General features: G+C 68.6%; 21 protein-coding genes and 1 pseudogene. 10 read left to right on the forward strand and 12 right to left on the reverse strand.

Annotation, left to right across the window (positions count from 1 at the left end; all coding sequences use genetic code 11):
* The first annotated feature begins 2 nt into the window (after positions 1-2).
* Positions 3-632, forward strand: coding sequence for a hypothetical protein (locus tag ACZ4IF_RS15670; RefSeq protein ID WP_467563161.1), 630 nt, complete (start codon positions 3-5; stop codon positions 630-632).
* A 136-nt stretch (positions 633-768) separates the two neighbouring features.
* Here the strand turns inward: ACZ4IF_RS15670 and ACZ4IF_RS15675 are convergent, their stop codons facing one another.
* Positions 769-1,383, reverse strand: coding sequence for a hypothetical protein (locus tag ACZ4IF_RS15675; RefSeq protein ID WP_467563163.1), 615 nt, complete (start codon positions 1,381-1,383; stop codon positions 769-771).
* 239 nt (positions 1,384-1,622) lie between these two features.
* Between ACZ4IF_RS15675 and ACZ4IF_RS15680 the strand changes: the two genes are divergently transcribed.
* The 3 genes from ACZ4IF_RS15680 to ACZ4IF_RS15690 all read left to right on the forward strand — a co-directional run bounded on the left by ACZ4IF_RS15680 (position 1,623) and on the right by ACZ4IF_RS15690 (position 3,853).
* On the forward strand, positions 1,623-2,012 hold the full coding sequence (locus ACZ4IF_RS15680; protein WP_467563689.1) for a RidA family protein: 390 nt from the start codon (positions 1,623-1,625) through the stop codon (positions 2,010-2,012).
* A 288-nt stretch (positions 2,013-2,300) separates the two neighbouring features.
* Positions 2,301-2,903, forward strand: coding sequence for a TetR/AcrR family transcriptional regulator (locus ACZ4IF_RS15685; protein WP_467563165.1), 603 nt, complete (start codon positions 2,301-2,303; stop codon positions 2,901-2,903).
* A 65-nt stretch (positions 2,904-2,968) separates the two neighbouring features.
* Positions 2,969-3,853, forward strand: a complete 885-nt coding sequence (locus ACZ4IF_RS15690; RefSeq protein WP_467563167.1) for a hypothetical protein — start codon at positions 2,969-2,971, stop codon at positions 3,851-3,853.
* A 69-nt stretch (positions 3,854-3,922) separates the two neighbouring features.
* Here the strand turns inward: ACZ4IF_RS15690 and ACZ4IF_RS15695 are convergent, their stop codons facing one another.
* The 6 genes and pseudogenes from ACZ4IF_RS15695 to ACZ4IF_RS15720 all read right to left on the reverse strand — a co-directional run bounded on the left by ACZ4IF_RS15695 (position 3,923) and on the right by ACZ4IF_RS15720 (position 10,346).
* On the reverse strand, positions 3,923-6,232 hold the full coding sequence (locus ACZ4IF_RS15695; protein WP_467563169.1) for an FdhF/YdeP family oxidoreductase: 2,310 nt from the start codon (positions 6,230-6,232) through the stop codon (positions 3,923-3,925).
* A 37-nt stretch (positions 6,233-6,269) separates the two neighbouring features.
* A complete protein-coding gene (locus ACZ4IF_RS15700; protein WP_467563171.1) occupies positions 6,270-6,788 on the reverse strand; it encodes an SRPBCC family protein in 519 nt (172 codons plus the stop codon).
* Between the two features lie 719 nt (positions 6,789-7,507).
* Positions 7,508-7,750 carry a DUF5302 domain-containing protein gene (locus ACZ4IF_RS15705; RefSeq protein ID WP_467563172.1) on the reverse strand — a complete coding sequence of 81 codons (243 nt, stop codon included), beginning with the start codon at positions 7,748-7,750 and terminating at the stop codon, positions 7,508-7,510.
* Between the two features lie 556 nt (positions 7,751-8,306).
* Positions 8,307-8,681 (reverse strand): annotated as a pseudogene (locus ACZ4IF_RS15710) (zinc-binding dehydrogenase); the annotation flags it as partial.
* Between the two features lie 119 nt (positions 8,682-8,800).
* Positions 8,801-9,475: a hypothetical protein gene (locus ACZ4IF_RS15715; protein WP_467563174.1), complete on the reverse strand. Its 675-nt coding sequence runs from the start codon at positions 9,473-9,475 to the stop codon at positions 8,801-8,803.
* 280 nt (positions 9,476-9,755) lie between these two features.
* Positions 9,756-10,346: a TetR/AcrR family transcriptional regulator gene (locus ACZ4IF_RS15720; protein ID WP_467563176.1), complete on the reverse strand. Its 591-nt coding sequence runs from the start codon at positions 10,344-10,346 to the stop codon at positions 9,756-9,758.
* 148 nt (positions 10,347-10,494) lie between these two features.
* Between ACZ4IF_RS15720 and ACZ4IF_RS15725 the strand changes: the two genes are divergently transcribed.
* From ACZ4IF_RS15725 to ACZ4IF_RS15735, 3 genes are all read left to right on the forward strand, one after another.
* Positions 10,495-10,965 carry a VOC family protein gene (locus ACZ4IF_RS15725; RefSeq protein WP_467563178.1) on the forward strand — a complete coding sequence of 157 codons (471 nt, stop codon included), beginning with the start codon at positions 10,495-10,497 and terminating at the stop codon, positions 10,963-10,965.
* A 224-nt stretch (positions 10,966-11,189) separates the two neighbouring features.
* Positions 11,190-12,632, forward strand: a complete 1,443-nt coding sequence (locus tag ACZ4IF_RS15730; RefSeq protein ID WP_467563691.1) for a dihydrolipoyl dehydrogenase family protein — start codon at positions 11,190-11,192, stop codon at positions 12,630-12,632.
* Positions 12,633-13,037: 405 nt separating this feature from the next.
* Positions 13,038-13,328 carry a hypothetical protein gene (locus ACZ4IF_RS15735; protein ID WP_467563180.1) on the forward strand — a complete coding sequence of 97 codons (291 nt, stop codon included), beginning with the start codon at positions 13,038-13,040 and terminating at the stop codon, positions 13,326-13,328.
* A gap of 240 nt (positions 13,329-13,568) precedes the next feature.
* On the opposite strand, the gene ACZ4IF_RS15740 is transcribed toward ACZ4IF_RS15735, so the two are convergent.
* Positions 13,569-13,754 carry a hypothetical protein gene (locus ACZ4IF_RS15740; protein WP_467563182.1) on the reverse strand — a complete coding sequence of 62 codons (186 nt, stop codon included), beginning with the start codon at positions 13,752-13,754 and terminating at the stop codon, positions 13,569-13,571.
* Between the two features lie 490 nt (positions 13,755-14,244).
* Between ACZ4IF_RS15740 and ACZ4IF_RS15745 the strand changes: the two genes are divergently transcribed.
* Entirely contained in the window at positions 14,245-15,675 is a 1,431-nt protein-coding gene (locus ACZ4IF_RS15745; RefSeq protein WP_467563184.1) for a selenium-binding protein SBP56-related protein, read from the forward strand.
* Between the two features lie 454 nt (positions 15,676-16,129).
* On the opposite strand, the gene ACZ4IF_RS15750 is transcribed toward ACZ4IF_RS15745, so the two are convergent.
* On the reverse strand, positions 16,130-16,564 hold the full coding sequence (locus ACZ4IF_RS15750; RefSeq protein ID WP_467563186.1) for a hypothetical protein: 435 nt from the start codon (positions 16,562-16,564) through the stop codon (positions 16,130-16,132).
* Between the two features lie 403 nt (positions 16,565-16,967).
* Here ACZ4IF_RS15750 and ACZ4IF_RS15755 point away from each other — a divergent pair, with 403 nt between their 5' ends.
* Positions 16,968-17,471 carry an RICIN domain-containing protein gene (locus ACZ4IF_RS15755; protein ID WP_359502257.1) on the forward strand — a complete coding sequence of 168 codons (504 nt, stop codon included), beginning with the start codon at positions 16,968-16,970 and terminating at the stop codon, positions 17,469-17,471.
* 347 nt (positions 17,472-17,818) lie between these two features.
* On the opposite strand, the gene ACZ4IF_RS15760 is transcribed toward ACZ4IF_RS15755, so the two are convergent.
* From ACZ4IF_RS15760 to ACZ4IF_RS15770, 3 genes are all read right to left on the reverse strand, one after another.
* The gene (locus ACZ4IF_RS15760; protein WP_467563188.1) at positions 17,819-18,511 is read right to left on the reverse strand and encodes an alpha/beta fold hydrolase; all 693 of its coding nucleotides are present in this window, start codon (positions 18,509-18,511) and stop codon (positions 17,819-17,821) included.
* Between the two features lie 354 nt (positions 18,512-18,865).
* A complete protein-coding gene (locus tag ACZ4IF_RS15765; RefSeq protein ID WP_467563190.1) occupies positions 18,866-19,924 on the reverse strand; it encodes an NADPH:quinone oxidoreductase family protein in 1,059 nt (352 codons plus the stop codon).
* A gap of 341 nt (positions 19,925-20,265) precedes the next feature.
* Positions 20,266-20,592 (reverse strand): winged helix-turn-helix transcriptional regulator, encoded by a 327-nt coding sequence (locus ACZ4IF_RS15770; RefSeq protein ID WP_467563693.1) that lies wholly within the window; start codon positions 20,590-20,592, stop codon positions 20,266-20,268.
* A gap of 261 nt (positions 20,593-20,853) precedes the next feature.
* Here ACZ4IF_RS15770 and ACZ4IF_RS15775 point away from each other — a divergent pair, with 261 nt between their 5' ends.
* A complete protein-coding gene (locus ACZ4IF_RS15775) occupies positions 20,854-21,960 on the forward strand; it encodes a Gfo/Idh/MocA family protein (RefSeq protein WP_467563192.1) in 1,107 nt (368 codons plus the stop codon).
* The last annotated feature ends 135 nt before the right edge of the window (positions 21,961-22,095 follow it).

Below are 22,095 nucleotides of genomic sequence, written 5' to 3' on the forward strand. Positions count from 1 at the left end.
TCGTGTACCTCGTTCACGGGGATCCCTTCCTGGTGTTCGCGGCCCGGTTTCCTCATCCTCGTACGGAGAATGACACGCGCCCGGACACCCGTACCGCGACCGCCGATGCCGTCGGCGCACGCCACCCCAGAGACCCTGGTGGGTCAACTCTGGACCGGCACCTGCACCACCTGCCACCGACCCCTGTCGACCAACAGAACCAGAACCTGACGAAGCACTGCCAGGAACTGTCCGGCCGATCACTGCTGATGTGCGTTTGGGCCGCTTGTCGAGGCGGCCCTGACGGCGGTCTGGAGCCGATTGCACGGGTCTTGCTGGTGCGTGACCATCATCGGATGGATGCGGATGAGGGCTGGAAGCTGGTGCGGGTTGTGCAGACGTGTTCCGCCTGCCCGTCGCAGTGGGACGCCTGGACGGCAGACGGCCAGTACTTGTATCTCCGTTATCGGCATGGTGAAGGCTGCGTCGAGTGGCATCCTGGCCCCGAGGTCGACACGCCGGAGTCCTGGAACGAGGGCCTCTCGGGGCTCCTCGTCGAATGGGACGACGGCACGGACAGTGGTGTCATCAGCCTTGAGGACTTCCTCGCGGCAGCCGGTTTGGTCTTGGCGCCTGGCGCATCGGTGAGTTGAGGTCGGCGGTCGGTCATGTGCGGAGCCGGGCGCCGAGGGCGGCTGCGATGGCGGTGCCGACCTCGCCGTTGCGCACATGACGGGACGCCGTGGTCGGCACCGGGCGCGGTCCCGCACCCCATCGCGTCGTGCTATGTCACCAGTCGGCCAGGTCCACGAGGAGATCGCAGTGCGGGTCGTCCGGGGCCGGCCGTAGGTACTGCTCTTCGCTGACGAGGGTGGGCAGCGAGGCGACCAGCGCGGTGGGGGGCGTCTCGGTCAGGCGGATGTCGGCACCGAAGATCCCGGGGCGGTCGGGACGCTGCACGTACAGGCGCAGCAGGCCCTCGCCGTGCAGCAGGAAGCCGATGAGGAACGGGTTCTCGTCCTCGCCGGGGTCGTACAGGGCGCGAAGTACGGCGAGTGCCTGGCCCTGTTCAGGCTCCGGTGCCGGGCTGATCTCTTCCGGGCGCAGGCGAACCAGCGTCATCCCCATGACCTCGTCGACATCGCTGCTGCTGTAGATCTGAGGACCGGTCAGGACGGTGCGCAGCAGGCCGGGGATGTCGTACGGAGCCACCGTGTCGTTGGGGATCTCGTACAGGAAGTCCATAGCGTGCTCGTCATCTCCGGCGCGGATGGCGATCCTTACGGCGCCGCGAGCGGGCAGGACACCACGCAGGTAGCAGTACTCGGCGACGGGTGCGTTCAGGTAGTGCAACAGCTGACGGGTGACATCCGCCTGCTGCTCGCGGTCTTCGGGATCTGTCACGGATGCATCAGTCTCCATGATGGTGCCGTCAAAGGTGAGCAGCTCGTCTTCACGCAGGCCGAGTCGAACTCGTGACGAGCCGGAGGGACCCTGCCCTCAACCAGAGCGCCTTGCACATCCACCACGCGCAAAAGCGCCACTCAACGTGCGCCGGAGTGCCCGGAGTTGCCGCCAGATACCGTTGCCTCGTCACCTGTCGTTCGTGGAGGTCACCTGTGTCAGACGAGTCGGAAGAGACCATGCTCACCCACATTCCGCCGGACGGGGTCGCCCCGGGGAACGGTTACAGCCATGTGGTTGTGGGCGAAGGCCGACTGGTCGTCATCTCCGGGCAGGTCGCACTGGACGAACAGGGAAACGTGGTCGGGAAGGGGGACGCCGCCGCCCAGGCCCGTCAGGTCTTCGCGAACCTGCAGCGGTGCCTGGCGGCAGGCGGTGCAAGGTTCGCAGACGTCGCCAAGTTGACCTTCTACGTCACCGACGTCGCCGTACTCCCGGAGGTACGGGCGGCCCGTGACGCGCACATCGACACCGCCCGCCCGCCTGCCAGTACCGCAGTACAGGTGGCCGCCCTGTACCGGCCGGAGCTCATGCTGGAGGTGGAAGCCCTCGCCATCATCCCTTGGTAGCCCGGTGAGCCGGTGGCCGGGCGACTGAACGGGCCGTTCCTGACCTTCGAGTGAACCTGCCGAGGCTGCGGCACCGTTCGATCTGGCGCAAGGGAGGACGGATCCGCGGGCCGGCGGATGTACACCACGAGGCTGCAAACATGTCCTCCGGTGCGAGGCAAGGCCCTATCACGCCGTTCGCTTGGGTTCTCTCGCCCAGCGGGCGGTGTCGGGTCTATTGACGGTGCCCGGTGGCCAGTTCGAGAATGACGCGTCATTCCGCGTTCCGCCGACGTGAGGGGAACCCTCGTGCCCGAAGGTGTGGTCGACAAGCGGGAAATAATCCTGCGCGCCGCGGGCAAGGTATTCGCCGAACGCGGCTACCACGCGACCGGTATCGCCGACATCGCGCGGGAGCTCGGCGCCGGACACGGCACGTTCTACCGCTACTTCAAGAACAAGGAGGACATCGCGCGGAGCGTGGTGTCGCGGGCGCTCGGCCGGATAGCGGACGCGCTGTCCGACGAAGACCCCGGCTCGTCGGAGACCCTGTCGCAGTACCGGGAGCAGGTCAGACGGATCGGCCAAAAGTTGTTCGAACTCGTGGTCGCGGAACCTGAGTTGGGCCGCATTCTGTTCTACGACGCGATAGCCATCGACCGCGCCGATCCCGACCTCGCCGGCCAGGCCATGGAGGCGGCGGCCGCGTACACGGCCGCGTTCATCCGCAACGGCCAGGACCGTGGCTTTCTGCGTCGTGATCTGGACGCCCATGTGGTCGGGCTCGCGGTCAACGGGATGATCGTGACCGGAGCCGTACGCCTGCTGCACGTGCAGGACCCGGCCGGCATGCGTGAGCCGTGGATCCACACGGTGGAAACCCTCATGTTCGACGGCCTCGGCTCCTCCTGAGCCGCAGGCCCGCAAGGACCGTTCATTTTTTCTGCCTTCGAAGCGGAATGACATGTCATTCCGGAATGGAGAGCACGATGGTCCAGGTCGACGTCTTCTGGTCGTACGGCATCGGCGCAAGCTTCGCGACCGCCGCAGCGTACCGGCTCGCCGGCAGGCCCGGTTCGCGCGGCCACCGCGTCCTTCGGTGGTCGGACCCGTATCTCATGGGTACCGTCCTGTACTGCTCGGTGCTGTTCGCGCCCAGCGGCGTATGGCTGCTCTGGGGCTTCCCGGACTGGGAGACGATGCAGGTGGCGCGTGGACACGAAGGGCTGCCCGCCTGGCTGGTCGCCCTGTTCGCGGCGACCAACGTGAGCCAGGCCCTGCTCGGATACTGGGTCGCGGCGCGTCTGACCGCGGCCGGCCGCGTCTATGCCGCCTTCCTCCAGGCCGGAGCGGGCTACCTCGGAATGTTCTTCATCCTCGTCCACGGCTGGGACGGGCGCGGGTACCAGCGGTTCTTCTCGGCCGACCGGAAGACCTTCGCGGCCTGGCCGGAGCACCCGGGCCTCGGGCAGGTCCTGTCGCGTGTCGGCGACTGGCTGTCGTCGCCGGTCGCGCTGACGCTGTACGGGATGGGAGCCGTCCTGGTCCCCGTGATGCTGGGAACGATCGTCTCCTGGCTCCGGTCGGGCGAGCAGGAGCCGGGCAGCGGTGCGGCACCCGGGCACGTCCGCATCGTGCTCGCGGTGCTGGGCGCCGTCTTCGGCGTGGCGCTCGGCAGCGCCGTGGCCTCGAGTGTGCTGATCCACCTGCTGGGCTGGTGGCTCGGTGTGCCCGCAGCGGCGGCCCTCATCGCCCTGGCCGTCGTCCGGCGTGGGACGGGTGCGGCCCACCGCGCCTTCGGGCTGCTGGCCCTGCCCGACGTGCACGGCGACCGCCCGCGGCACGTGCCGTCGGCCGGCTGACGGCGTCGTGCCGGCCATCACCCGGCCGGCTCCTGGACGGCGCACCGAGCCCGGGGCAGCGCTGCGTCATTACGGTCGGACGTCCACACGTGTGCCCGATGGCTCCAGTCGGACGACGATGGCTTTCGAGGTCGGCTGGTTGCTGGCCTCGGCCACGCTCTCCAGCGGCACCAGGACCTGGGTCTCGGGGTAGTACGCGGCGGCGCAGCCCAGCGAGGTCGGATAGGGGACCACCACGAAGCCTTCCGCACGGCGTTCCACGTCGTCGGACCACACGCTCACCAGGTCCACCGACTGTCCTTCGCGAAGACCGAGTTCGGTGAGGTCCGCGGGGTTGACCAGCACGACACGACGGCTGCCGTGGATGCCCCGGTAACGGTCGTTGTTGGTGTACGGAATGGTGTTCCACTGGTCGTGGGAGCGCAAGGTCTGCAGCAGCAGGTGCCCGTCGGGGGCCTGCGGCATGTCCCAGGCGTTGCAGGTGAACATGGCCTTGCCGGTGGCGGTGGCGAAGACGCCCTCGTTGACCGGGTTCGGCAGTCTGATGCCGCCCGGCCGGACCACTCGCCGGTTGAAGTCGTGCAGGCCCGGCACGACGTGTGCGATCCGGTGGCGGATCGTTCCGTAGTCGGTCTCGAACTGCTTCCAGGGGATGTCGGCCTTGCCGTCGAGGGTGTGACGGGCCAGCCGGCACAGGATGGCGATCTCGCTGAGCAGCAGTGTGGAGGCCGGCTCCAGGCGCCCTTGGGAGGTGTGCACCTCACTCATCGAGTTCTCGACGGTGACGAACTGTTCTCCGCACGGCTGGACGTCCCGTTCGGTGCGGCCCAGGGTCGGCAGGATGAGTGCGGTTCGGCCGCAGACCGTGTGGGACCTGTTGAGCTTGGTGGAGATGTGGGCGGTCAGGCGGCATCGCCGCATGGCCTCCTCGGTGACGGTGCTGTCGGGCGCGGCCCGGACGAAGTTGCCGGCGAGGGCGAGGAAGACCTTGATGCGGCCCTCCTGCATGGCCTTGATCGAGTTCACGGAGTCCAGACCGTGGGCGCGTGGCGGGTCGAAGCCGAACACCTGCTGCAGCGAGTCCAGGAAGGAGTCCGGCATCTGCTCCCAGATGCCCATGGTGCGGTCACCCTGCACATTGCTGTGTCCGCGCACCGGACAGGCGCCGGCTCCGGGCCTGCCCAGGTTGCCGCGCAGCATCAGGAAGTTGACGATCTCCCGGACGGTGGGGACACCGTGCCGATGCTGGGTCACGCCCATGGCCCAGCAGACGATGACGCGTTCGCTGCGCAGGACGTCGTCCCGAACGTCCTCGATCTCTTCTCGGGTGAGGCCGGTCGCGGGGAGGATCTGGTCCCAGCCGATGCTGCGGGCGTGTTGGGAGAACTCCTCGAAGCCGCTGGTGCTGGAGCGGATGAAGTCGTGATCGAGCACGCTGTCCGGCCGGGCGTCCTCCGCTTCCAGGAGCAGTCTGTTGAGCGCCTGGAACAGTGCGAGGTCGCCGCCGCTGCGGATGTGGAGGAACCGGTCGGCGATCTGGGTGCCGTGTCCGACGACCCCGCGTGGTTGCTGCGGGTTCTTGAACCGCAGCAGCCCGGCTTCCGGCAGCGTGTTCACCGCGACGATGCGGGCACCGTTGCGCTTGGCCTCCTCCAGGGCGGAGAGCTGCCGCGGATGATTGGTTCCCGGATTCTGCCCCACCAGGAAGATCAGGTCGGCGTGGTGCAGGTCGTCGAGGCTCACCGTTCCCTTGCCCGTGCCCAGGGTCTCGTGCAGCGCGGTGCCGCTGGACTCGTGGCACATGTTGCTGCAGTCGGGCAGGTTGTTGGTGCCGAACGCCCTGGCGAAGAGCTGGAGGACGAAGGCTGCCTCATTGCTGGCCCGGCCCGAGGTGTAGAACACCGCCTCGTCGGGCGAGTCCAGCGCATTCAGCTCATCGGCGATCAGACCAAAGGCGTCGCGCCAGCTGATCGGTTCGTAGTGGTCCGACTCCGCCCGTTTGACCATCGGCTCGGTGAGCCGGCCCTGCTGGTTCAGCCACAGATCCGATTTCCGTCCCAGCTCGGAAACCGGATGCCGGCGGAAGAAGTCGGCGGTGATGCGGCGCGTCGTCGCCTCGTCGTTGATGTGCTTGGCACCGTTCTCGCAGTACTCGTTGCGGTGCCTGTGGCCGGGAGCGGGATCCGCCCAGGCACAGCCGGGGCAGTCGATGCCGTCCACCTGGTTCATGGTCAGCAGCGTCACTCCGGTCCGCCGGACCGACGTCTCCTCGAGGGAGTACTCCAGCGCGTGCCTCACCGCGGGCACTCCCGCGGCCCACGTCTTGGGCTCAGTCACGCTGAGCGCGTCATCCGGCTCATCTCGCGGGGCCTTCTTCATGGGGTGCTGTCTCTCGTTCTCTCGTACGCGGAAACTCTTACCCGACCGGCCACCGCGGGACCCGGCTCCGTGGCGGCTCCGGCTCCACCGGCTGTACGTGTCCGTTGTGAATGGACGCCCGCCAGGCCCCGCTCTCCTCGCCCACGCCCTCGATGTACTCCTTGAAGTGGCGCAGCTCGGCCCGGACGACGCGGCGGGTGACACCGAGGGCATTCGTGGCGGTGTCCGCGAGCCCGGGCCGCGTGGTCTCGATCCACACGGTCACCTCGGTGCGATCCGGTGCCACGGAGCTGAACGACACCCTGCCCCGGAGGCAGGGTCTGCGTTCCAGGCTCTGCCAGACGAGGTGCGAGTCCGGCTGCTGCTCCACGATCTCCGCCTTGAATTCCCTGCGCACCGGGCCGAACCCGATGACCCAATGGGTGACCACGGGATTGATCTGCTCGACCCTCTTCACCACGGACATGAACCGCGGAAAGCTCTTGAACTGGGTCCACTGGTTGTACGCGGTACGCACCGGAACGGCGATCTCGATGACTTCTTCGACGGTTGGCATGGCCCACCTTCTCCAGGCGCTGCTTTCCTCAGTGTCACCGCCCTGCCGGAACGTCGCCATGTGGACGCGCCGGGTCGCCCAGGGCCCACTCGGGCCCGCGTGACCTCCCACGCTCGTGAGCCTTCGAACGGCGGTTCAAGACGGCGAAGCAGCCACGCGCCGGGTTGCCGGGGCAGGGGCCAGGTGACCTGGGCCATGGCCCGGCATGAAACAGGCCCCACGATCACGGCGGGTCACTGCCTCGGCCAAGCCGTCGACGGCAGAGCTGTCAGCGAGGGTCTCGTCAGCGCCTCACCGGCCATCGGCCGGCACCGCGGGCGCCTCCTCGTCGGCCGGCGATCCCAGCCGAGAGGCTCGCAGGCAGGGCCAGGCTGCCACTCCCCCAACCTCCAGCGTGCTCCCCCAGGTGTTCTCGACCTGATTGCGGCACTCTCCACCACCATGCTGCGGAATGGTGCAGTACCGGCGCAGGTGCATCGGGTCGGCCATGGCACGCCGACGCGGCGCACGCCGGCAGGGGTCGGCTCGCGGGTCACGTGCGATGGTCACCCGCTCGGCCAGCGCACGGGACAGGCCGAGTACGGCGGGCTGAGAAGACCGACAAGGCTCTGGTGCCGGTGAGTTGAGATGCGCGCACCCCTCCCACCGGCACCGGAGCAGTCCGTCGCGGACCCTACTTCGTCACCCGATCAGCGGGCACGCTGAAAGAACTCATCGGCTCAGCCGCCGCTCTTGCGCCGGAACGACCGCTGGCTCGCGGCCGGGCCGTGCGCCCCACGGATCTTCGACGCGTTGGGGTTGGCAGCGAGGTCAGCAGCGTCCGCCTGCACAGCGCGCTTGCGCTCCAGGGCTTCCCGGAACTTGCGTTTCAGGTCGTACTGGCCGTCGCTGTCGGGCACAAGGGCGGACGTCTCGGCGTCAGCCGACTCCGAACCTTCTGGTGATGCAGACTCTGCGGTCATCGTGACCTCCTGGGTTCGGGCAGTGGGAGTCACAGCTTGTCATGCCGGGCGTCGGCAAGATCACAGGATGCCGACGGCCGCGGCCGGCACGCACGCGTGGACGAGGTACGAGGGCGCCGGATCCGGCCGCGAAACGCCCCCTACGGCATGCCGTACGCAAGAACCAGGTCAAGATCCCGCACCTCCTCCACGTCGCTCCGCGGTGCCACGGATCGGGCGTGCCCAGCAACAGCACTCACCCTGGGTGCGCGGGGAGGGCGGAGCGCTGGACATGGATGAGGGCGCGCCGCGTTGCAGCCGGCAGCCGCACCGTCCGGACGCCGTACCGCTGGCGGCGCCGGTGAGGTGCCGAGCCGGCGACATGTGCGGCCCCGCCGGCATCAGGAATGCGGCCCTCTCGGCGCTCTCTGGCGGCGAACCGAACCGATCACACGGGTTGGCCCGGTTCGCCGCGGCGAGTTTCGCGGCCGCCTGGCCGCCAGGCGCGTCACAAGCTCTCTGCGTGGGCGCTCATTGGCCGCCGGCTCCTCCTGGAGGCGAGACCGCCCCGTTCCTGGGCGACGGTAAGGACGATCTTGCCCTGGATGTGCCCGCGGGCAGCGCGTTCATGCGCGGCCCGGGCATCCGCCGGCGCGAAGGTGCTGTCGACCTGGACGCGGACCGTGCCCGCATCGAGCAGGCGTCCCAGTTCGGCGAGCTGCGCTCCGTTCGAACGGACCTGGGTGCCCGTGACGGTGACGCCCAGCTTCGCGGGCTCTTCCTCGTCGAATTCGCCGAAGAACACCGGAAACAGGGCGCCGCCGCGCTTGAGGGTGCGCAGGAAGCGGCTGCTGTGGGGGCCGCCGACGGCGTCGAGAACGAGGTCGACGTCGTGCACGAGTTCCTCGGGGTGGCTCTTGGTGTAGTCGATGAACCGGTCGGCGCCGAGCTCGGGGTCGGCGCAGCGCAGGCGCGCCGGCCGATCACTCCCTGGCCGGCCCCTGACGGTCGGTCCCGCCCTCCGTCGTCACCCCTCGTCCCGCTCGGCGTGTCCGGGTCACGCAGGGCGCGTCAACTGCCCAGCCGTCGCGCTTCGTCGCTGGGGAAGCGCGGCTGATAACTACGGGAGACCTCGTGCACCTTGCGCAGTCCGAGGAATCCGAGGACGACCGCGGTCAGGACGGCCGCGGCGCAGGCGACCACGGTCCGCAGGATGTCCCCGGCGCCGGCGGCCTCGCAGACCACCGCGGTCAGCACGCCGGTGACGACGGAGTTGATGACGCCGACGACAACAGGTGAGCCGGACAGCCAGTGCGTCACCCCGATCCGGCGGCGGAAGCTGTAGGTCGTCCAGATTCCCGGCGGGTCGTCATGGTGGCTCGCGATGAAGTACGGCTCGAGTTCCGGCGCGAGCTCGACGTACGCGTGCCGCAGCCGGTTCATGCCGATGATCAGCCAGGTGTCCTCGATGTCCGCCTCGATCAGCCGGAAGTACGTCCCGAATCCGACGAGCAGGACGACCGGCAACACCAGCAGCGCGAACGTCATGAAGCCGGACCCGAACCCGGTCGCGTTGGCCACCAGCGAGAGCGCCACCACCGCGGCCGACAGCACTGTGAGATACGTCCCGGTCCGGCTGAAGATCTCCTGCCACGTCATGCTCCGCGTCGCCAGCAGACTCCAGTGCTCGGCGGCCAGAAACTGCGCATGCGGCGTCCCGGCATCAACACCCTTGAGCTCTTTCATCCCCCGAGTGTGACCTCGTCCGTCCACGACTCCGGAGGGGCCCGCCGGTGATGTCGGCGGCAAGTTCGACGAAGTGCCTGCCATGGGGGAGGCCATCGATCGAGATGCGTCCCCCATGCGGGGCACCGGGACCACGCCACCCGTCCGAGCCCGACGCACCCACTCAGCGCCTTCGCCAACGCAAACTCCATGACGCGGCACACGTCGCCGCTGCGGTTGCCGTACCGGTGTGACGGGCGGGGTGCAGCGGCCCCGCCGGTCCGCTGCGCAACGACGTCGGTCACGGGCCCGAAGGCGGCACTCCCCCCTCGGCGTCGCTGCTCGCCGCACCGGTCAGGATTGCGCCTGCGACGACATCGAAGAGGTGATCGGCGCGTGACGCGAGGGCGCGCTGGTCACCGAGCCAACCGAGCGCCATGACCAGCGCGAACATATCGGCGCCGTCGATGTCGGTCCGCGCCATGCCCGCGTCCTGGGCGCGGGTGAGGAGCCGTGCACCGGCCGCGCGCACAGCGTCGGACGAAGCGTGCAGTGCGGATTCGGTGTCCTCGATGGCGGCCGCCATCAGCACGATCGCGCCCTGATACTCGGTCGTCCATGTGACGCAGTCGCGCAGCCACGAAACGAGAGCAACACCCGGCGAGGTGGACGTCTCGAGCGCGCCCGCCTTGGCGGTCAGCTCCTCGAAGCTCGCGTGGAGCAGGGCATCGAGCAGCGACTCGCGCGTCGGGAAGTGACGCAGCAACGTCGCGAGTCCGACATCGGCCCTGCGCGCGATGTCGCGCAGCGACACCTCGACACCCTGCTCGCCGATGGCGGCGCCCGCCACTGCGAGCAGGTGGTCGCGGTTCTTCCTTGCGTCGGCCCGCATCGGTCCCCTCTTGACTATCCGGATCAGTGGTCCATATATTCGGATCAGTGGTCCGGTTATGTGGACCGCTGATCCGAATAAGCGTATCCCGCACCACCGACGTCGACAAACCCCACACCACCGACGTCAGGAAACAAGGACACCCCCCATGAATCTGAAGCTCGAAGTGATCGTGTTGCCCGTCTCAGACACCGACCGCGCCAAGGCCTTCTACGAGAAGGCCGGATTCCGCCTGGACGTCGACCACACAGCCGGCGAGGACGTCCGGGTCGTGCACTTCACACCGCCCGGTTCCCAGTGCTCGATCATCTTCGGCGAAGGGCTCACCCCCAGCACACCCGGCTCGCTGCAGGGCCTGTACCTCATCACCTCCGACATCGAGGAGGCCCACGCGGAGCTCACCGGCCGCGGCATCGAGGTCAGCGAGATCTTCCACGATGCAGGCGGCCTCTTCCACGGCCACGAGGACGGCGACGTGACCCACCGCGCACCCGGCCAGGAACGACTGGCCGGCCTGCACCCCGAGCGCGCCTCCTACGCCTCCTTCCTCACCTTCAGCGACCCGGACGGCAACGGCTGGGTGCTCCAGGAAGTCACACAACGCCTCCCCGGCCGCTGACACCAACCGTCCAAGCCGCCGCCCGAGGACGGCGACAGGCGGCTCCCGCCCGGACAGCAGTCAGCAGGGTCCAGCGTTCACGCGCTCCGGGCCCAAGACCGGCACCGGATGACCGAAACGGCGAACCCGGCCGACATGGGGCCACAGCCGCCACAGCGCCCGACCCTTTCACGCAAGCAATGAGGAACGAATCAGTGAAGAACGAAACAGACAGCACCGCCGCAATGGTGAACGAGACGACCCGTAGCTACGACGTGATCGTGATCGGCGCGGGGCCGGTCGGCGAGAACGTGGCCGAACGCGCCCGCGCCGCCGGCCTCAGCACCGTGATCATCGAGCGCGAACTCCTCGGCGGAGAATGCTCGTTCTGGGCCTGTGACCCGAGCAAGGCGCTGCTGCGGCCGGTGGTGGCACGTGCCGACGCGAGCCGCATACCCGGTCTCGACCCGGCGGTCGCCGGCCCGCTGGACGTCGAGGCCGTCCTCGCACACCGCGACAAGATGTCCTCTTACTGGAAGGACGAGGACCAGGTCGACTGGCTGAACTCGGTTTCCGTCGACCTCATACGCGGCCACGGCCGTCTGACCGGCCCCAGGCAGGTGGCCGTGCAGACCCCTGAGGGCGACACCGTCATGCTGACCGCCCGGCACGCCGTCGCCGTCTCCACCGGCACCCGCGCGTCCCTGCCCCCCATCCCAGGGCTCGACAGCGTCCGCCCGTGGACCAGCCGCGAGGCCACCAGTGCCGACACGGTGCCCGGCCGCCTCGCCGTCGTGGGAGGCGGTGTGGTCGCCGTCGAGATGGCCACCGCCTGGCAGGCCCTCGGCTCCCAGGTCACCATGCTCGTCCTCGAGAACACGCTCCTGGAACGGATGGAGCCGTTCGCCGGCGAACTCGTCGCCGACCAACTGCGCGAAGCAGGGGTCGACATCCGCTTCAACACCACCGTCACCTCCCTGGCCCGCGAGCAAGGCGAGGACGGCGCAGTGCGGATCATCCTCTCCGACGGCGGGCAGCTGACCGCGGACGAGATCCTGCTGGCGACGGGCCGCGCCCCGCAGACCCGCGACGTCGGCCTGGAGAGCGTCGGCCTCACCCCCGGCGACTGGCTGACCGTCGACGACACCTTCCGCGTCACCGGCGTCGACGGCGGCTGGCTCTACGCCGTCGGCGACGTCAACCGCCGCGCTCTGCTGACCCATCAGGGCAAGTACCAGGCCCGGATCGCCGGCACCGTCATCGGCGCCCGCGCCAACAACGAACCTGTCGACGACGCCCCTTGGGGCCGGCACGCCGCCACCGCCGACCACACGGCCGTACCGCAGGTCGTCTTCACCACACCCGAAATCGCCTCCGTCGGCCTGACCAGCCGCGAGGCCGAACGCAGCGGACGCCGCATCAAGACCGTCGACTACGACCTCGCCCACCTCGCCGGCGCCCACCAGTACGGCGAGGACTACCGCGGCCGGGCCCGCATGCTCGTCGACACCGACCGCAACACCGTCGTCGGCGTCACCTTCGCCGGCCCCGGCGTCGGAGAACTCGTCCACTCCGCCACCATCGCCATCGCCGGCGAAGTACCCCTGGACCGGCTCTGGCACGCCGTCCCCGCCTTCCCCACCCTCGGCGAAATCTGGCTGCGACTGCTGGAGACCCACCGCGGCTGAACACGCCCTCCCCGGCAAAGGGGACGGCCCCAGGCCCTGCGGGTGACCCGGCCGTCCGCCGGCGAGGAACAACCCCTCCTCCCGGCGGCCGGCAGTCCCCTCCGGTCGACGAGCGCGACCCGACGGCACTCACACAGACGGGGCGGGGCCCCAGGACTCCGGCCATCCGGGAGCCCGGGCACGCAAAGCCCACCCCGCCCCTGCTGCGGGCGCGCCGACCGCGCGATCCCGCACTCGGCGCCCCACAGGACGTCCCTGCCTATTCCCGGGCATTCCGGTGATGTCCTTCACCAACCTAATTTATTGTTCAACCACATATCGAGGCGTAGCTTCGGCAGCGCACCAAGTAAGAGCAGGCCCGACGCCACACCCAGACAGCGACGGACCCTGCACGGAGGAAAGACCATGAAGAACCTCACGCGGCGTATCGCCACCGCGAGCGTCTCCGCCGTATTCGCCGCGGGCACACTCCTCGCCACCCACAGCACCGCGGTGGCGTCCACCCTTCCCGACGCCGGACCCACCCCCGCCCGGGTCACCGTGATCGCGGACACGACGACCGCCGGCCCGCGCCCCGTCCACGCCGCGCAGCACCACCCCGACGCCTGGGTACAGGGCCAACTCCTCGCCTTCAACCCCTGGATCCGAGACCAGCTCGCACAGTTCGCCCAGTACGACGGCCCCGGCCACCCGTAAGACCCGACCGGCCCCCACGAGAAGGCGCGTACGCGCCACGCCGCGCCGGGTCAGCACGACATGATCAGGCGCAGGTTCCCACGTACCGGCCGCCGGTGCACGCCGTACACGCACCAGCACGGAACCCCGCGCCACCCCGCGGGAGGCTGTCCCACCCGGTCGGCCTCATGCGTGCACGGGTACCGGCCCACGAGTTCCACGGTGGCTGCCCGTGGACGGCCGGCGTGGGCCGGGGGTGGGTCAGAGCACCGGTTCGGGAAGCTCTCCGGGCTCGACCACGACGACCTCGACACGGGTACAGCCGACCGCTTCCAGCGCACGCCGACGCCGTGCGGCGGACCGCTTGTCGTAGCGGCCGGCGGAGGCCTGCGCCGCACCGTCCGGGTCGGTCCACGTCAGGCTGTAGCGGCGTTTCGTGCTCGTCATGCGGCCATCCTCTCCGACGCCACCGTACGTGGGGGCGTACTTCGACCGGTTCCTGATCCGTTCGACCCAGCAGCTTCACACACCGGGGCGGCACCGGAAAGACCGCGTGCTCCGACCGGCCAGGCGCGACGGACATGTGACGGCCATCCTTGCCCCACGCCAGGGGCGGCGCCTGTCACATCGCTGATCCGTGGGCGGCCGATCAGGCCGGATCAGCGAGCGGCGTCCGACACCATCGACCGGCGAAGCGGCGGCCGGAAGGCCCGGTGCCCGCTCGGCGACCGCGCTGCCCTCGAACGTGCCGCAGACGAGCCGCACGCGGCGCGGCCCGCTCCCCACGCTGCCGCCTTGGCAGGTCTCCCGGGCCGTGAAACGCTTGTTTCAGTGGCATATCCGTCCCGCGTCTGCACATTCATCTCGAACGGGTGAGCCCGGCTGCCTCTCGGAAGCCCTGCGGATCCACGCTCCCGTTCGGGAGTAAGGAACAGCCATGACGACGACCGAGCACGCTCACGACCGCAACGACCAGAGTGACCCCACTTTGTACCGCACTCCGGCGGACGCCGTCTCCGCTCCCCCGGAGAAACTCGCCTACGTCGTCGGTTTCGACCCGACCGCCCAGCGCGCGGACGCGTTGTTCACCGTCGGCACCGACCCCGAATCCCCCGAATACGGCCGGGTGATCTCCCACGCCGAGCTGCCCGGCCTGGGCAACGAGCTGCACCACTTCGGCTGGAACGCCTGCTCGAGCGCGCTGGCGCATGCCGGTCATCAACACGCTACGCGGCGCTACCTCATCGTCCCGGGACTTCGCTCCTCCCGGCTGCACGTCCTCGACACCACCCCCGACCCCGCCCACCCCCGCCTCGTCAAGGTCATAGAGCCCGAGGAGCTGGCGGCCAAGGCCGGATATTCGCGTCCCCACACCATCCACTGCGGCCCCGACGGGGTCTTCATGTCCTGTCTGGGCGGCGCGGACGGCGCCGACGGGCCCGGCGGGGTCGCGCTGCTGGACCACGAGACCTTCGACGTGCTCCGCGCCTGGGAGAGCGACCGCGGACCGCAGCGGCTCGCCTACGACGTCTGGTGGCATCTGCGCCAGAACATCGCCGTGACCAGCGAGTGGGGCACCCCCTCGATGGTCGAGGACGGCCTCGTCCCCGAACTGCTGCTGGGGCGCAAGTACGGCCACTCGCTGCACTTCTGGGAGCTGGACTCCGGCCGGCACCTGCAGCGTGTCGATCTGGGGGACGAGAACCAGATGGTGCTGGAACTGCGTCCCGCCCACGACCCCGAGGCGACGTGGGGCTTCACAGGCACCGTGGTCAGCGTGGAGGACCTCTCGGCGTCGGTGTGGCTGTGGAACCGTGAGGGCGAGGACTTCGTGGTCCGCAAGGTGATCACCATCCCCGCCGAGCCCGCACCGGCGCAGGACCTGCCCCCGGCGCTGCAACCGTTCGGCGCCGTGCCCCCGTTGATCACCGACATCGACCTGTCGGTGGACGACCAGTGGCTGTACGTATCCGCGTGGGGAACCGGCGATCTGCTCCAGTACGACGTGAGCGATCCGTTCCACCCCCGGCAGACCGCCTCCGTGCGTCTGGGCGGGGTCGTCGGCGGACAACCGCATCCGGCCCAGCCGGACACTCCGTTGACCGGCGGAGCACAGATGGTCGAGCTGAGCCGCGACGGGCAGCGCGTGTACCTGACGAACTCCCTGTACGCCGCCTGGGACGCACAGATCTATCCCGCGGGCATCGACCCGTGGATGGTCAAACTCGACGCCGACACCGTGAACGGCGGACTCGGCGTCGACAGCCGGTTCTTCCCCAACACCCCCGATTTCCTGGGCTTGCGCGTACACCAGACACGTCTGCAAGGCGGCGACGCCTCCTCGGATTCGTACTGCTACCGCCGCTGACCACCTGCGCCCTGCCGGCACCGGCGCCAAGGCTGCGAGCGCGTCCGAGATGCCGGGCCCACACGCGAGAACGGCCCACACGCGAGCACAGTCTGCAAGCACTTCCTCTGACTGGCACGGCAGCATCCCTGAACTCCCGCTGCTGCACGCCCACTCCGCGCCCGAGAGCGCCGACTCGTCTACCCGGTCCGGCAGAAATCCGCTTCACGCACCAGAACGTGGTGAGTCCGCCGCGGGAGCGGCCGAGGACCTGGCCGGCCGATTCGCCTGTCCGGGGCCACTTTTGACGAGCCCCAGCGGCGTGCTGGACATGCCCGTGGACCCGTGACGGACGCGACGCTGCCGTCCCCGGACAGTCCCGGACAGTCAGAGGAAGTGCCCGCAGACTGTCGTCACCCGCCGTGCCCCGGCGGGCCTGCCGAAGCTGTCGTTCAAGCGCAAGAAGGAGCAGGTCTCACTTCTTGCAGGGGAAGGTCACCTGCGCGCTGCGGACGCTCTTCTTCTGGTCCGGCAGGTGGAGCGTGACGTACCCGGTCACCGCCTTCGCGTTCTTGGGAGCCGGCACGTCCACGACCTGAAGGACCACCTTCGTGGAGGTGCCCATGCCGAAGGTGAGGGATCCCGGGGAGACCCGGGCTCGGCTGGTGTTCACGGTCCAGTAGTAGCGGACCGTGCCCGGCCCGCTCGCCGTGATCTTTCCGTCGAAGGCCATGGCCACGGGAGTGCCGTTGCACTTGACGGTCTCCCCCGACTTCAGCAGGGTGACCACTTCGACCTTGGTGACCTTCACCGCCTGCTTGCCCCCGCTCGTCCCGGCGGTTCCGGCCTGTGCACCGTAGGCGGGGGCGAGGGCCACCGAGGAGGCGAGGAGCGGGGCTGCGAGGAGCATGAGGTGTCGATGCCGCATCGTGCTGCCTTCCGGATGAGGAAAGCCCCCGATCTCCGTCCCAGGATATCGGCGGCACGCCCGGGCGGCCCGGCCGCCGGGGTCAGCCCCGCGAGAGGTCGACGCCCTGGCCGGACCCGGAACAGTACCGCTCAGCAGCACGACGACTTCGTCGCCCGGACCGCGACCGCCACGACCGTGGCCTCCGAGACCCGCATACTCTCCCTCACTGTTCCCACTGACCACGGACCACGGCCCACGACCCGCGGCCCTGTCGGCCCACGTCGGGAGGAGCGGGCCCGCTTGTATCTGAATGGCCGGTCCCGGTCCCGATCACGGCGATCGTCTGCCACCATGTGCCGGTGCCAACTCGGGGAAGCAAGAAGACAGTTGAGAGGAATCGATCATGTCGACTCTCGGCACAGGAATCAGGCGCGCCATGTCGGCCATCGGGTCGGCCGTGCTGCTCGCCACACCGCTGACCCTCGCGATGCCGGGCACGGCCACCGCCGCTGAGACCGCAGCAGCGACCAGCCTCGACCGGTTCGCGAACTACGAGTACAAGCGATGCATCGAGGAGAACTCCTTCTACAACTTGTGGTCCCAGGACTGCGGGATCGGCTACTCGGACCTGTACTGGCGGTGGACCGGCACCACCAACACGTCCTCGACACTCCAGAACTACACATGGGACCACTGCCTCGACAGCAACTCGGCAGGGGACGTCTACGCCAACGGGTGCAACGGCGGGAACAACCAGCTCTGGCAGGTCATCCAACCCGCGCCGACAAGTGCCGTCATGCTCCGCAACACAGCGACCCGCCTCTGCCTCTACGAGACCTCCGGCGGCCTCTACCGGACGACGGTATGCGACCGCAACGCGCGCACCCAGCGGTGGACCATCGGCTGAACGACCGGTACGCCACGGGGAGTCGGTCGTGGTACATCCGGCCGCCAAGGGAGACCTGTCGGTGGACATCGACATTCATGTCTCCGGCCGGGCCCCGGTCGCACCGCGCATCACAAGGATCGCCTGAGACCTGAAGCTGGCACGCTCATCGGCAGCTCGGGCAGGACGCCGCCCTCGCGCCCGACCGGCTCAGGCCACTTGGAAACAGCTCGCGGAAAGGCCCCGGTTCGAGAACCGGGGCCTGGCCTGTCTGTGCAGAAATCCGGCGAAGCTCGGGCCACCGCGGCGCAACGGATCAGTCGCGTGCGGGCTGCGCCGGGCCGGAGGGTCAGCTTCGAGGAACCAGCTCAGTCCAGGACCGCGACGGCGATCATCTCGGCCAGCTCGGCCGGCATCGACAGGAACGCCGAGTGCCCCGACGGAAGCTGGTAGGACTTGCCGGAGCGAGCCGCCAGTCCTTGCTGGAACTGCAGCGGAAGCGCGTTGTCCAGCTCGCAGACGATGTACCGCGACTCCACATCCTTCCAGGCCGTGGCAGTCAGCGGCTCGCTGAAGGACTTGATGCTCTGCGGCACCAGCCGTTCCGCCGCCCAGACGGCGTCCTCGTCCGTCACCCCGTTGTAGAAGTACTCACGGTGCTCGGGGTTCGGAGGCAACGCACCGGTCTCCCCTGCCGGAAGGGCTCCGCCCGACTGGCCGGCCAGCGAGTCGCCCTCCTCGAGTTGGAATGCCGCCAGGTAGATCAGCCGGGAAACGTTGTCGGCCTTGGCGGCGGCCTCGGTGGCGGGGATACCGCCGTAGGAGTGTGCGACGACTGCCACGGGCCCGTCGATCCCGGCGAGCTTCTCGCGGATCGCCTCGGCATCGTCGTACATCCCTGCCGGGTGCTCGGCCTCGGCCGACGCGCTCGGAAGATCCACCGTGGCGGCGTCCCATCCTCGCACCTCGAGCTCAGCGACGAGCTTTTCCCAGCACCAGGCACCGTGCCAGGCTCCATGAACCAGCAGGATGGTGGGCTGACTGTAGGTGTCAGCAGGCATGCGCCGTCCCCTCGGGTCATTATGTCCTGATGAATACGTGGATTCCCGAAGGGGTCTGCGACAGTCGTCGTCCGGAAAGAGTCACGGAGCAGATGACACGCCGACACAATTGGAGCACCCCTTCAGCAGGTCTTACAGTAGACGGTCATACCGGCGAAGGACATGCTCAGGAATCCGAGATCTATGCTCGCACGTTCCACCCTGTGATCATTGGAGACGTGTCGCGCGCTTCGCCAGTATCAAGTTGCTCAGGTCACACCCGCGGAAATTCCGGCACGAGCGACAAATCCAGGGGCCTGCAGGATCCCGCCGATTCGACGCCGGTGCTTCCGGCGTCGAACCCGCCGCGTGATGTCACTCCACAGTAATCCGTACGACTGATTTGCCGGCCGCCGGCGCCGACTGCCTGGCGATCATTTCAGGCACGTCCAAGAAGTCGTACACGTGACCCATCGGTGTACTGATCGCGCCTCTGTCCACCAGGTCTGCCAGGCGGTCCCATACCACCGCCTCTTCCGCCGCACTGCCGGGAGTGGCAAGAACACCCACGGCCGAGTAATTGCGCAGCAGCATGTCCATGGAGTTCAGGGCCACCGGCTCGCCACTTGCAAGACCGATGAGTACCACCCTCCCGTCGCGGGCGATCGCCTGCAGTGCGGTGAGTGCCGTGGCCCCGCCGACGGGGTCGAAGATGACATCCGCTCCGCGGCCTCCAGTGAGCTCCCCGACACGTGCGGGCAGATCCTCGGTCCGATGGTTCACGCCGTGGTCGGCGCCATGGAGTCTGCAGAAGTCCAGCTTCTCCTGGCTCCCGGCGACTGCGATCACCGTCGCCCCCAGCGCCTTTCCGAGCTGTACGGCGGCTCCGCCGCTGCTGCCGGCGGCACCGAGCACGAGCAGCACCTGGCGGGCTTCGAGGGGTGCGCGGTCGACCAGACCGGCGTACGCGGTGCGGAAGGCGATCGGGAAGCCGCTGGCCTGCTCGGTAGTCATCCGCGCCGGAATCTTGATCGTGGATTCCTCGCGCAGGTACGTGTATTCGGCGTATCCGCCCCACCCGTCGAGGAAACCGGTGATGCCGGTCACCCGATCGCCGACGGAGAACCGCGATCCCGACGGTACCGCGACCACTTCTCCCGCCGCCTCCTCACCGAGACCGAAGGGCGGATTTCCCAGCAGCGGGAAATGACCTGCCGCCATCATTGCGTCCGGGTATCCCGCCCCGGCCGTCCGCACGCGAATCAACACCTGCCCCGGCACGGGCTCGGGCCACGTCATCTGCTGGAGTTCGATGGAGTCGGCCGGTGCACCGAACTTCACGAGACGCCAGGCTCGACCAGAAAACACTTCTCGATCATCCCCTTTGTTCATATCGCCGGCATCAGCATCACACGACGCCGGTACCTTCTTCACCGATCGCTTCCAGGAAGTCAAATATCTGGACGCGCAGACATGATGTTCAGAGTGCCGAGCATGTCGGGGCGATCCACTTACTCCGCCGCTTTCCCTCCACGGGTGACGTGCGTCTCGGTCCTGCGGGAATCAACATTTCCGTTCGTCACAGTGAATGGCGAGTTCACACCAATCACCGATGTGACACCGCGATACAGGTCCCTGTTCACCACGCGGACACGTACGAAAGGCATGCCCGTACGAAGGGGTCGCTGCCGGCCGACGTGACGTCGCACCTTGGGGGCAGTCGAGCGCTGTCCGACGCCGCCGGCGCGGTCACCCTGAGCAGACGCGACAGCAGATCACTGCGCCTGCGCGTCGAACTCGGCGCGCGAGGACCCGATCTCTTCCGCGTGGGCATCGGCCCACCCCGCAAGGTCACGGAGCACATCCAGCAGCGACAGTCCGCGCCCGGTCAGTGCGTAGTCGACCCGCGGCGGCATCGTGGGGTGCACCGTCCGGCTCACCAGCCCGTCACGCTCCAGTGCCCGAAGCGTCGCACTGAGCATCCTCTGGGTGATGGGATCGACCAGCCGCCGCAACTCGTTGAAGCGGTAGGTCGATTCACCCAGCTGGCACACCACGGAGACGCTCCACTTGTCGCCGATCCGTTCCAGGACGCTCCGGATGAGGGGACGGGAATCCTCTCGGCAGTCGGGCGTTCCAGCCCCGGGGACACGGGACTCCCCTGCGGCAGTCGCTGCCATGGTTCCCTCCGGGGTACCTGGGCACCCGAAAGTGCCTTCTTGTTCGACTTCGTCCCCCGTGTGACGCTCGGTGCTGCCTGTACCGAACAACAGGTGAAGCACTTGCGCCTCTCCCCCACTGTATGAGCTCTGCACGAGCATCGGAGGCGCGTGGCGTACTGCCCCCACTGCACGAGGAGAACCATGGCAGAGATCGGCGTCGGCATCATCGGAGCCAGCCTCAACAGCTGGGCGGCGACGGGCCATGTGCCCGCTCTTGATGCCTTGCCCGACTACGAACTGCGTGCGATCAGCACGACCCGGCATGAGTCCGCGGAGGCGGCAGCCAAGAAGTTCGGCGTCCCCGGGGCGTACGACAACCATCACGACCTGATCTCCCGCCCTGACGTGGACCTGGTGGTCGTCGCGGTGAAGGTCAGACACCACCACGCGCTGGTGTCGGCCGCTCTGGAGGCCGGCAAGGCCGTTTACAGCGAGTGGCCGCTCGGCGCCGACCGTGAGGAGGCCGTCGGCCTCGCGGCTCGGGCGCGTGCCGCGGGGGTCCGTACCGCCATCGGCCTGCAGGGGCGTTTCGCTCCATCCGTCCGTCACGCCGCCGACCTGATCGCCGACGGATACGTGGGCAAGGTGCTGAGCACGACGCTCGTCGGCTCGGGCGTGGCCTGGGGCGCAGAGACCGACCGCTCGCACGCCTACATCTTCGACGACACCAGCGGCGCGGCCACTCTCGAGGTGCCCGTCATGCACGCCCTGGACGCGCTGACCTCCGTCGTCGGGGAGTTCGACGAGGTGTCCGCGCACCTGGTCCGTGGCCGTACACAGGTCCGTCTCATGGACGAGGGGATCACGATTCCGGTCACCGCACCCGACCAGGTGTCCGTCACCGGCACACTGCGCAGCGGCGCCGCTGCCTCGGTCTTCTACCGGGGAGCCCATTCACGCGGCGACAACCTGCGCAGGGAGATCAACGGCACTGAAGGCGATCTCGTGCTGACGGCCGCCGGCATCAACGGAAACCTGCAGGTGATCGACCTGGTCCTGGAGGGCGGGCGCGGCAGCGACGCCGCGATCGCACCGATCGACATCCCGGACCGCTACTTCGACGGAGTGCCCCGCCACCTGACGGGACCGGCCCACAACGTCGCACAGGTCTACGCCGCTCTCGCCACCGATCTGCGTGAGGGAAGGGCAACGGTGCCAGGCTTCGATCATGCCGTAGTGCAGCACCGTCTGCTCGACACCATCAAGCGGGCGTCGAAGACGCGCGCCGGTCAGTCGTTCCTCGGCTGACAGTGCCTCGCTGTCACCGACAGAAATCGTGAGGGCCCACACCACTGGTCGGCCCTCACTCGGAGGAACGCCGTCAAGAATTCCGGGGAAGTCGCACACTCCACACGGGAGCCGGCAACGACCGAAACGGGCCGC

It is taken from the genome of Streptomyces sp. NPDC025784 (genome assembly GCF_055558435.1).